This window comes from Clostridioides sp. GD02404, from assembly GCF_045898275.1.
GTDB classification, from domain to species: domain Bacteria; phylum Bacillota; class Clostridia; order Peptostreptococcales; family Peptostreptococcaceae; genus Clostridioides; species Clostridioides difficile_A.
This window is the reverse complement of record NZ_JBJOCA010000018.1, coordinates 39,999-51,308: the sequence shown is the minus strand read 5'-3', so window position 1 is coordinate 51,308 and position 11,310 is coordinate 39,999. Positions and strand designations below refer to the sequence as shown.

General features: G+C 30.5%; 16 protein-coding genes and 1 other annotated feature. All 16 genes read right to left on the bottom strand.

What is annotated here, in order from left to right; genetic code table 11:
* Positions 1-275: 275 nt before the first annotated feature.
* Entirely contained in the window at positions 276-1,064 is a 789-nt protein-coding gene (locus tag Q3287_RS11955) for an SDR family NAD(P)-dependent oxidoreductase (RefSeq protein ID WP_407964132.1), read from the bottom strand.
* Positions 1,065-1,451: 387 nt separating this feature from the next.
* Complete coding sequence (rplL, locus tag Q3287_RS11950) at positions 1,452-1,817, bottom strand: 50S ribosomal protein L7/L12 (protein WP_021382505.1); 366 nt, start codon at positions 1,815-1,817, stop codon at positions 1,452-1,454.
* A 57-nt stretch (positions 1,818-1,874) separates the two neighbouring features.
* On the bottom strand, positions 1,875-2,381 hold the full coding sequence (gene rplJ, locus Q3287_RS11945) for a 50S ribosomal protein L10 (protein WP_003421187.1): 507 nt from the start codon (positions 2,379-2,381) through the stop codon (positions 1,875-1,877).
* Positions 2,382-2,423: 42 nt separating this feature from the next.
* Positions 2,424-2,552: a sequence feature (ribosomal protein L10 leader region), on the bottom strand.
* Between the two features lie 51 nt (positions 2,553-2,603).
* Entirely contained in the window at positions 2,604-3,302 is a 699-nt protein-coding gene (gene rplA, locus Q3287_RS11940; protein ID WP_054268675.1) for a 50S ribosomal protein L1, read from the bottom strand.
* Positions 3,303-3,371: 69 nt separating this feature from the next.
* Positions 3,372-3,797, bottom strand: a complete 426-nt coding sequence (rplK, locus tag Q3287_RS11935; protein WP_054268674.1) for a 50S ribosomal protein L11 — start codon at positions 3,795-3,797, stop codon at positions 3,372-3,374.
* A gap of 39 nt (positions 3,798-3,836) precedes the next feature.
* Positions 3,837-4,379, bottom strand: a complete 543-nt coding sequence (gene nusG, locus Q3287_RS11930; RefSeq protein ID WP_003421190.1) for a transcription termination/antitermination protein NusG — start codon at positions 4,377-4,379, stop codon at positions 3,837-3,839.
* A gap of 19 nt (positions 4,380-4,398) precedes the next feature.
* A complete protein-coding gene (gene secE / locus Q3287_RS11925) occupies positions 4,399-4,620 on the bottom strand; it encodes a preprotein translocase subunit SecE (protein WP_003429494.1) in 222 nt (73 codons plus the stop codon).
* Between the two features lie 25 nt (positions 4,621-4,645).
* Complete coding sequence (rpmG, locus tag Q3287_RS11920) at positions 4,646-4,795, bottom strand: 50S ribosomal protein L33 (protein WP_003421192.1); 150 nt, start codon at positions 4,793-4,795, stop codon at positions 4,646-4,648.
* Between the two features lie 249 nt (positions 4,796-5,044).
* Positions 5,045-6,238 carry an elongation factor Tu gene (gene tuf, locus Q3287_RS11915; protein WP_054268673.1) on the bottom strand — a complete coding sequence of 398 codons (1,194 nt, stop codon included), beginning with the start codon at positions 6,236-6,238 and terminating at the stop codon, positions 5,045-5,047.
* A gap of 73 nt (positions 6,239-6,311) precedes the next feature.
* Positions 6,312-6,959 (bottom strand): RNA polymerase sporulation sigma factor SigH, encoded by a 648-nt coding sequence (gene sigH / locus Q3287_RS11910; protein WP_021382468.1) that lies wholly within the window; start codon positions 6,957-6,959, stop codon positions 6,312-6,314.
* Positions 6,960-7,023: 64 nt separating this feature from the next.
* The gene (locus Q3287_RS11905) at positions 7,024-7,551 is read right to left on the bottom strand and encodes an NYN domain-containing protein (protein ID WP_054268672.1); all 528 of its coding nucleotides are present in this window, start codon (positions 7,549-7,551) and stop codon (positions 7,024-7,026) included.
* A gap of 2 nt (positions 7,552-7,553) precedes the next feature.
* Positions 7,554-8,291, bottom strand: coding sequence for a 23S rRNA (guanosine(2251)-2'-O)-methyltransferase RlmB (rlmB, locus tag Q3287_RS11900; RefSeq protein ID WP_054268671.1), 738 nt, complete (start codon positions 8,289-8,291; stop codon positions 7,554-7,556).
* A gap of 12 nt (positions 8,292-8,303) precedes the next feature.
* Complete coding sequence (gene thyX, locus Q3287_RS11895) at positions 8,304-9,062, bottom strand: FAD-dependent thymidylate synthase (RefSeq protein WP_054275565.1); 759 nt, start codon at positions 9,060-9,062, stop codon at positions 8,304-8,306.
* A 105-nt stretch (positions 9,063-9,167) separates the two neighbouring features.
* Complete coding sequence (locus tag Q3287_RS11890; protein WP_054268669.1) at positions 9,168-9,563, bottom strand: Mini-ribonuclease 3; 396 nt, start codon at positions 9,561-9,563, stop codon at positions 9,168-9,170.
* 3 nt (positions 9,564-9,566) lie between these two features.
* Complete coding sequence (gene cysS, locus Q3287_RS11885) at positions 9,567-10,964, bottom strand: cysteine--tRNA ligase (protein WP_021382482.1); 1,398 nt, start codon at positions 10,962-10,964, stop codon at positions 9,567-9,569.
* A 145-nt stretch (positions 10,965-11,109) separates the two neighbouring features.
* Positions 11,110-11,265, bottom strand: a complete 156-nt coding sequence (locus Q3287_RS11880) for a hypothetical protein (RefSeq protein WP_021382499.1) — start codon at positions 11,263-11,265, stop codon at positions 11,110-11,112.
* Positions 11,266-11,310 lie beyond the last annotated feature (45 nt).

Sequence of the window (11,310 nt, the reverse complement as noted above, 5' to 3'; positions counted from 1 at the left end):
ATTTTTCATTTATAGGTCTAATTTTCTATATAAACTTATATACAAATACCCTTCCCCTATTTAATTATAATTCCATAATGAAATAGTTGTAAATAATTAGATTTATACAAATATATACAATTTATTAAATATACAAAATAAAGACCATAGATAAATTTAACTTGGAATTTTTAGTCTTAAACTTTTTCCAATGTAAATTATATCTATGGTCTTTATAAAAATAGAATTTCTAACATAACTAATATATAAATTTTCTTTATATATTAGTGTATTGATTATCCTAATATGTTATCTGCAAATTGTGGAGTAGGTAAACCAAATCCTCCTGCAACTTCAAGTAAATCCCCTGTTATGAATGATGAGTCATCACTAGCATAGAATAGAACGGTTTTTGCTATATCATCTGGTTCTCCTATACGATTTAAAGGAACATGCTTTAAAAACTCTTTTATGAACTCTGGAGACATATTATCTAATGCTGCCTTAGTTGCAATAAGTCCTGGAAGTACAGCATTACATCTAACATGATTCTTTGCATATTGTGTTGCTATATTTTGAGTTAATGAATTGATTGCTGCTTTTGATACACAGTAAGCTATTCTAGATAAATCAGGTAATACTGAACCTATACTTGATATATTTACTATACTGCCTTTTCCATTCTTTATCATATGAGGAATTGCTGCTTTACATGGTAAATACACACTTTTTAAATTAGTATTTACTGTATCAAAGAAATTATCTGTATCCCCAGTTACAAGGTCTTTGTCAAGAGAAGGGTTTGTTGAACCAAAATTGTTTACAAGTATATCTATCTTACCTTCTTTTTTAACTACGTCTTCTATCATTGAAGTAAAAGTTTCTTCTTCACGAGCATTAAAGTAAACAAACTTAGCACAACCACCTTCTGCACTTATTTTATTTATAACTTCATTAGCTAATTCTTCTGAACGAGCTGCTAAATATACAATTGCTCCATTCTTTGCTAATATCTCTGCTGAAGCTAATCCAATACCTTTTGTTGCAGCAGTAACTACTGCAATTTTTCCTTGTAATTTTTCCATTATTAATTCCTCCTTAAATACATCCTTCAAAGTCTACAAATTTCGATTTTTTTAATACTTAGTTCATTTTAAAATTTATATTTGTTAATTAATTATTTATTACATTTTATTTCTAAATTATTCATGTATTTTTTTAAAATAATATGTAATTTTTTACAGTTCCATTTAATTATATACCCTATATATATACATTACAATAATTGTTTATATATTAATTTAATAATAGTATTAAATTAATATACCATTACATACTATATGATACCCTTAATTTAATACTATTATATATATTTTTTGCATTTTATAAAAATATTTTCTTTATAATTCTAGATAAATTCTATAATTTTTTGCAAATAAAAAAGATACCCTATGGGTATCTTTTTAAAGAAACTACTTAACTTCTACTTTAGCTCCAGCAGCTTCTAATTTTTCTTTTATTTGGTCAGCTTCTTCTTTAGAAGCTCCTTCTTTAACTGTCTTAGGAGCGTTATCAACTACTTCTTTAGCTTCTTTTAATCCTAATCCTGTTATTTCTCTAACTGCTTTTATAACTCCAACTTTTGAAGAACCAACTTCAGCTAATACTACATCAAATTCAGTTTTTTCTTCAGCAGCTGGTCCACCAGCAGCTGCACCAGCTACCATTACTGGAGCTGAAGCTGATACACCGAATTTTTCTTCAGCAGCTTTAACTAATTCATTTAATTCTAAAACTTTCATATTTTCTATAGCTTCTAATATTTGTTCTATTGTCATTTTTAGCACCTCCGAATTTTATTTCAAATTAATATTTATAATTTTTTAATTAAGCTATTAAGCTTCTTCTTGACCTTCTGCCTTTTTCGCTATTGCATCTATTAAATATGCAAAGTTTGATACTGGAGCTTTTAAGCTACCAAGTAATTTAGCGATAAGAACTTCTCTTGATGGTATGTTAGCCATTTCAACAATTTTAGACTCATCGTAGAATGCACCTTCCACAATACCCATCTTTAATTTCATCTTTGGATGAGAATCCATGAATCCTTTTAATATTCTTGCTGGAGCAACTGGATCATCATATCCAAATGCTATAGCATTAGTTCCAACTAATAATTCATCATTGAATTGCTCTATACCAACTTCTTTAGCTGCTCTTCTAACTAAAGTATTTTTATATACTTTGTAATCTACACCAGCTTCTCTCATTTGTTTTCTTAACTCAGTTACCTCTTCAACTGTTAATCCTTTGTAATCTACAACAACAGCAGCAGAAGATTTTTGTAACTTTTCAACTATCTCAGAAACAACTTCTGATTTAATTTCTATAGCTTTTCTCATATAGATGTGCACCTCCTTCACCAAATAGGCTTAGTATTTACCGCAACATTATAAAAAGCTTTTGTTGCCAAAAGTAGACATCAAAAGCTTTAGTAATCTCAATTTATCTAAAACCTCGGCGGGATATTAAGCTCTCGCACCCACTATCTACGGCAAATCTATTCTTTTTTACATTGACAAGTGATATAATAACATTTTTGTCAACCTGTGTCAACAGTTTTATTATTCAGCTGTTCTTGCTGGGTTTATTTTAACTCCAGGTCCCATTGAAGAAGCTACTGTTACACTTCTTAAATATTGTCCTTTAGCAGCAGCTGGTTTAGCTTTTATTATAGCATCCATTAATGCAGCAAAGTTTTCAGCTAATTTTTCTCCACCAAATGATACTTTTCCTACTGGAACGTGTATTATGTTAGTTTTGTCTAATCTGTATTCAACTTTACCAGCTTTTATTTCATCTATAGCTTTAGCTACATCAAATGTAACTGTTCCTGATTTAGGGTTTGGCATTAAACCTTTAGGTCCTAATACTCTACCTAATCTACCTACTACACCCATCATATCTGGAGTAGCAACTACTATATCAAATTCAAACCAGTTTTCACCTTGTATTTTTTGAACTAATTCTTCAGCTCCTACAAAGTCAGCACCAGCTTGTTCAGCTTCTTTAGCTTTCTCACCTTTAGCAAAAACTAAAACTCTTTTAGTTTTACCAGTTCCGTGAGGTAATACAACTGCACCTCTTACTTGTTGGTCAGCATGTCTTGAGTCAACACCTAATTTAATGTGTGCTTCTACTGTCTCATCAAATTTAGCTCCAGCTATATCTGAAACTAATGTTAATGCTTCTGATGCATCATAAAATTTAGTTCTATCTACTTTTTCTAATGCACCTGCATATCTTTTACCTTTTTTAGCCATTTTATTTTCCTCCTCGTGGTTAATTTCGGCTTTTCGCCTCCCACTTTATAAAAAAAGTGTATCTTTTAATTAGTCTTCTACTACAACACCCATGCTTCTAGCAGTACCCGCTATCATACTCATAGCCGCTTCTACTGATGCAGCATTTAAGTCAGGCATTTTTAACTCAGCTATTTCTCTTACTTGAGCTGAAGTTATTTTAGCAACTTTCTTTTTGTTTGGTTCTCCAGAACCTGATTTTAAGTTTAATGCTTTTTTAATTAAAACTGCAGCTGGTGGAGTTTTTGTTATAAAACTGAATGATCTATCTTGATATACAGTTATAACAACTGGTATTATCATTCCAGCTTGATCTGCAGTTTTAGCATTAAATTCTTTTGTGAATCCCATTATATTAACACCATGTTGTCCTAATGCTGGTCCAACTGGTGGCGCTGGAGTAGCCTTTCCTGCAGGTATTTGTAATTTTATTTGACCTATAACTTTTTTAGCCATTTTGAGCGCACCTCCTCAGATTTTTCTATAATAATAGTATTAGATTTTTTCTATACCTTCAAGCTCTATTACAAATAGAGTCCTTTTACCAAATGCATTTATGCATACTTTGACTTCTCTATTTTCTAAGTCAATTTCTTCTATGTTACCTATTTGTCCACTAAATGGTCCTTGAGATACTTTTACTGTATCTCCTATTTCAAAATCAATATCACTATTTACTACTTTAGGGTCTGTTGTATCTATCCCCATAGCTTTGACTTCATCTTCACTTAATGGTACTGGTTTTGAACCAGGTCCAACGAAACCTGTAACTCCCTTAGTATTTCTTACTACATACCAAGATTCATCAGTTATTATCATTTTAACCAAGACATAACTTGGATAAACTTTACGTTGTCTAGTTTTTTCTTTTCCAGTTTTAGTAGTTTCCACTACCTCTTCTGTTGGAACAACTACTTGTCTTATGCAGTCTTCCATACCTCTTGTTTTAACTGCTTTCTCAATTGTAGCTTTAACTTTATTTTCATGTCCCGAATAGGTATGAACTACATACCAACTTGCTTCTTGTAATTCTGACATTTAACTTACCTCTTTTCGTCTATTTTAGTAATAACGCTAGTGCACCAGATAATATAGTGTCTATACCCCATACTAATATAGTGCATGAAATAACTACAGTTAAAACTATACTTGTGTTTTTAAACAGTTCCTTTTTTGTCGGCCATGTAACTCTTTTTAATTCTTGCTTAGTTTCTTTTAGATATCCAAATAAACTAAACCTTTTTTTAGTTTTTGCACCGTCATTTTTTTGGGCAGCCATTCCATACTCACATCCTTATAAAAAACTATTTTGTTTCTTTATGAGTTGTATGCTTTTTACAGAATCTACAATATTTTTGTAATTCTATTCTGTCTGGATTATTTTTCTTATTCTTAGTAGTGTTGTAGTTTCTTTGCTTACACTCTGTACATGCTAAAGTTACTTTAACTCTCATCTGATACACCTCCAACTTTGTAATACAATAATATATATTGTTAATATATGTGAATATAATACCTTTAAAATATGTATTTATTAAAAATCTACAGTATTCAAGATATTATTAACTTCCTATAATCATTACCTTGTATAAGTTATCACAAAATCCTATGCTGTGTCAATGTTTTTGTATTTCTATGTTAAAAAAAGAGGAGCATAACCCCTCTTTTTATTATTCTTTTTAATCCATCAGTTTAATAAAAGATTACTCTATTATAGTAGCAACAACTCCTGAAGCTACTGTTCTTCCACCTTCTCTTATTGAGAATCTTAATCCCTCTTCTACAACTATTGAGTTTATTAAGTCTACTTCCATTGTTACGTTATCTCCAGGCATTACCATTTCTATTCCATCTGGTAACTTACAAGCTCCTGTTACGTCTGTTGTTCTGAAATAGAATTGTGGTCTATATCCATCAAAGAATGGTGTATGTCTTCCACCCTCTTCTTTTTTAAGTACATATACTTCTGCTGTAAACTTTGTGTGTGCCTTTACTGATCCAGTTTTTGCTAGTACTTGTCCTCTTTCTATCTCACTTCTTTGTACTCCTCTTAATAATGCTCCTATATTATCCCCTGCTTGTGCTTGGTCTAATAATTTTCTGAACATCTCTACTCCTGTTACTACTACTTTTCTTGGTGCTTCTGTTAATCCTACTAATTCTACTTCGTCTTGTACTTTTAGTACTCCTCTTTCTACTCTTCCTGTTGCAACTGTTCCTCTTCCTGTGATTGAGAATACGTCCTCTACTGGCATTAAGAATGGTTTATCTGTATCTCTCTCTGGAGCTGGTATATACTCATCTATTTGCTCGAATAATTCTACTATCTTATTTCCCCACTCGCTCTTTGGATCTTCTAATGCCATTAATGCTGACCCTCTTATTATTGGAGTATCATCTCCTGGGAAATCATATTCTGTTAATAAATCTCTTACTTCCATTTCTACTAGTTCTAATAACTCTTCGTCATCTACCATGTCACATTTGTTTAAGAATACTACTATATATGGTACACCAACTTGTCTTGATAATAGTATATGCTCTCTTGTTTGTGGCATTGGTCCATCTGTTGCTGAACAAACTAATATTGCTCCGTCCATTTGTGCTGCTCCTGTTATCATGTTCTTAACGTAGTCAGCATGTCCTGGGCAGTCAACGTGTGCGTAGTGTCTGTTTGGAGTTTCATACTCAACGTGTGCTGTTGATATTGTGATTCCTCTTTCTCTTTCTTCTGGAGCTTTATCTATGTTTGCGAAATCTACTGCTTCTCCTAATTGATATCTGTCATATAATGTTTTTGTTATTGCTGCTGTTAATGTAGTTTTACCGTGGTCAACGTGTCCTATTGTACCTATATTAACATGAGGTTTTGTTCTTTCGTATTTAGCTTTAGCCATTTTGAATTTCCTCCCTTATCTTTCGATATAAATTAATTTTGCTCACAATAAGCTTATGGTAAGTATTTTACTATTAATCATTTCTGTTTTCAAGATGTTTTTCTAATTTTCTCTTAACCCTTTGTAAAGCGTTATCTATTGACTTTACATCTCTTTTAAGCTTGTCCGCTATAAACTGGTATGACTTTCCATTTAAATATAATTCTAGGACTTCTAATTCCAAGTCACTTAATAATTCATTCATCTTTGATTCTATATTTTTTAACTCTTCTTTACTAATTATAAGTTCTTCTGGATCTGTTACTATACTTGTAGCTATAATATCTAAAAGTGTTCTGTCTGACTCTTCATCATATATTGGTTTGTTCAAAGAAACATATGAATTTAAAGGTATATGTTTTTGTCTTGTTGCAGTTTTTATAGCAGTTATTATTTGTCTTGTTATACATATCTCTGCAAAACATTTAAACGAATTTGTCTTACTTCCATCAAAATCTCTAACTGCCTTATAAAGGCCTATCATTCCTTCTTGTATTATATCTTCTTTATCCGCCCCAATTAAAAAATAGGACTTTGCCTTTGCCTTTACAAAATTTCTGTATTTGGTAATAATGTACTCTAGTGCTATTTTATCCCCTTCACTTGCTCTTAATACAATGTTATACTCATCCTGCTGACAATTGTCTATTAACTCATAACTTTTTTCTTTTGCTACCAACATGTAAATCTCCCCCATATATAAAACAAATTTATAGGTATATTATAGTCTAAAGAAGCTAGTAATTTCAACGCTTTCTACGAATGTTCTCAAGTTTCGACAATGTTTCTTTATCTAACCTTTCCTCCAACCAATTTCGCTGAATTTTTTTCCTCAAACCGATATTTTTTTCCTTCATTTTATTCTTGGAACGATCTAACTCTAACTTTAATTCTCTTGCAGACATTCTTGTAGCACCTTTTCCTAAAATCATTTGTTGCTCTGCATAGTCATTAGTAGCTACTTTTACATCATCATACTTTGATAAAGAAGTTATAAATTTCTCTATATAACTATCTGCTGTTTGGTGCTCTCTCGTATAAACTATCGTTATGTGTTTTCTTTTCTCAACTTTTTCTCGTGAATTCTTAACATTATAAGCATCAAAAACTATTATAGTCTTATAACCCATAAACTCAGAAAATTCTATAATATCATCAATAAGCTTTTCTCTAGAATCTTCTAAATCATCTTTAGCCAGTTCTTTCAAATTATCCCACGCATTTATAATATTGTAGCCATCTATTATTAAGTAATGATTTATATTTTTTTTCATGGTTATTTACTTTTATCCAGTCTTTGTCTGAATATCTCATATAAAAGTATTCCACCCGCCACGGATGCATTTAAAGATGTAACATTACCTATCATTGGCATTTTTACTATAAAGTCACAGTTTTGTTTAACCAATCTAGATATCCCAAAACCTTCGCTTCCAATTACCACACCAAGAGGACCTGTAAGATTTTGTTTATAAAAAGTTTCTCCATCCATATCAGCAGCTGCAATCCACAGCCCCTCATCTTTTAATCTTTTTATTGTATTAACTATATTGGTTACCTTACAAACTGGCATATACTCTACTGCTCCTGCAGACGCTTTGGCAACTACAGGTGTTATGTGTACAGACCTTCTTTTAGGAATAATAACTCCATGTGCTCCTACTGCATCTGCTGTCCTTATTATTGAACCTAGATTATGTGGATCTGTTATCTCATCTAATATAATGAAAAATGGGTCTTCATCTTTGTTTTTTGTTAAATCTATTAGCTCATCCAATTCGTAATACTTATATTCACTTGCATAAGCTATTACGCCTTGATGTGAATGGCTTGTACTTACCTCATCTAATTTATGTTTATCAACATATTGTATAATTATGTTCTTCTCTTTAGCCATTCCTATTATTTTTTTAATTGAACCTTCTTTAGCTGAATTTGAAATTAATATTTTATCTATTTCTCTATCACTTTTTATAGCTTCTATTACTGGATTTCTTCCTTCTATACTTGCCAAATGATTCACCTCCTACAAGGCCTTAAATTTTTCTCTAACTTGAACTATATCTCCACAAGTCATAGTTCCTTCTGGACAACTACCATTTACACAACTTGGTCCAGTCTTTTTAAATAGTATTGGAGCAACCTTTTTAACTTCTCTTAACATTTCTACAGCTAAATTTCTTATTTCCCACTGTGCTCTTTCACAACATCTATGTTCAAAGAAATTAAATAAACTTCTAGCATTTATAGTAAATACCATTTTTGTTTCGCATGCATTTGGAAATACATATCTAGCATCTTCTATTGCTTTCTTTTCAGCTTGTCTTTTTGCTGTTTTCTCATTTTTACCATCTTTTATTAATTCATTATAATGATTTTCAAATAATATCTCTACTAAGTTATCATAAGCCTCTTGGTCTTTTTTCATTGAATTTATAAATAACTCTTTTGCTTTTTCTATTTTTTCTATTTCTGGAGGAATTATGTACTCAAATTGCTCTAATTTAACATATCTTTGACTCTGTTGTGAAAAACTAGCTATACGATGTCTAACAATTTGATGTGAGCAAGCTCTTGATATCCCTTCTATTGAAAATGTAAATGAAGCATGTTCTAATATTGACCCATGACCTATACTTAATAACATATTTAAAAACTTCTCTATACTTTCATCTGTTAAGTCTTTTTCTATTTCGTCTGTCCCAACTGGTGAATAACATAGCTTAGCTGCCATAGCTATTACTTTTTCTGGTTCAGGTGTATGTGATATTAATTTTACTTTCATAAATTTTTATCCTTTCTCATGACTAATTTCTATATATTTATTATACATTAGTTATAAAAAAAGTGTTGCCTTATTGATTATTATTAAGACAACACTCTCTAATATTTACATATCTCTTTCAATAATTTTGATTCCTTTATTGATAATATATTGAAGTCTCTCTATTTCATTATTTAAATACAAATATCCAACCAAGGCCTCAAATCCAGTTGCATGTTTATAGTCTATAATATCTGCATTTTTAGGAGAAGTATTTGATTTTTGATTTCTTCCCCTCTTGTATATTTTGCTCTCTTCCTCAGTTAATTCAGTTTCAATTTCATGAATTATAGTTGCCTGAGCTTTAGCTTTTACATACTTTATAGCTAATTTATGCAAATCATTAACTTTTCTTTGTGTATTCTGTCTAATTAAATGTTCTCTTATATATGTCTCATACACTGTATCACCTAAGTATGCTAAAACTAGTGGTGACATAGTAACTAATTCAGTTTTTTCCATTTTTTATACCCTTTTCCACTTAACACCTTGTCTTGTGTCTTCTAATACAATTCCCATATCTAATAATTGTTGTCTTATATCATCTGCTAATTGGAACTCTTTATTTTTCTTTGCATCCGTTCTTTTTTGTATTAGTTCTTCAATGTCTTTATCTAGTACAGTATCTTTCTTCTTATTTACAATATTTAATACCTTTGTAAGCTCATTAAATTCATCTAAGCACTTTTTAGCAAATTCTAGAGAAGAGTTTTCATCTACATTAGAATTTATTAACTTAGCTAACTCAAATATTACACTCACTGCATCTGCTGTATTGACATCATCGTCCATAGCATCGATAAATTTTTGTCTGAAGTTATCCAATTCTTTAACAAGTTCTACTTCTTTTTCTGTTAAAGTAGACTCTTTTAAATTGCTTAATGTAAATTCTAATTTTTCTTTAGTATTATATAGTCTTTCAAGACCAGCTTTAGCTTGATTTAGCATCTCATCACTAAAGTTCACTGGATTTCTGTAATGTGCTGATAACATGAAAAATCTTACTATTTCTAAATCATATAATTTTGATATATCTCTTACTGTAAAGAAATTACCTTTAGATTTACTCATTTTTTCATCATTTATATTTATATATCCATTATGCATCCAATATTTTGAGAATGTTTTTCCACTTCTAGCTTCACTTTGAGCTATCTCGTTTTCATGGTGTGGGAATGTTAAGTCTTGACCACCTGCATGTATATCAATCGTCTCACCCAAATATCTCTTAGACATAACAGAACATTCTATATGCCATCCAGGTCTACCTTCTCCCCAAGGACTATCCCATCCTGGTTCACCTTCTTTTTTAGCTTTCCAAAGAACAAAGTCCATAGGATGTCTTTTTTGGTCATTAACTTCAATTCTAGCTCCAGCTTCTAAGTCTTCTTGCTTTTGACCTGAAAGTTTCCCATATCCTTCAAACTTGTTTGTATCAAAATACACATCACCATTTACTGCATAAGCATATCCCTTATCTTCTAATTCTTTTATAAAATCTATAATTTGTTGTATATTATCTGTAACTTGAGGATGAACAGTAGCTCTTTTAATTCCTAGTCCATCACAATCTACAAAATATTCTTTTATATACTTAGTAGCAACTTCTTCTGGAGATATTCCTTCTTCATGGCTTCTATTTATAATTTTGTCATCAACATCTGTAAAGTTTTGTACATAAGTTACATCATATCCTCTATACTCTAGATACCTTCTTAGAGTATCAAATATTATAAATGGTCTTGCATTACCTATATGTATATAGTTATAGACTGTTGGACCACACACATACATTTTTACCTTTCCTTCTTCTAATGGAACAAATTCTTCTTTTGTTCTAGTCAATGTATTATAAACTTTCACACTCATCACCTCACCATATTTTTATAAATTATTTTCTTAACATTATATATTATATTATAGTTGAAAATTGCAATAAATAATAGTACTACTATCATTTTTAGTACTATCCTTATAAACTACATAATAACAATACCCCTGTTATTATCTATTGCTCTTCTAAAAATATCTTTTTTTGAGAAGAACATTTTTCAAAAGTTTCTTCTGTAATCATTTTTTCATCTTTTAATTTTTCTAAAATTGTAACATATTCTAAGCATAGCTCCTTTAATTCCTTTTTAACATCATCCATATTACTATACATAGTAATTACCCCCTTAATAATTAAATCAAACTAAAATAATAGATT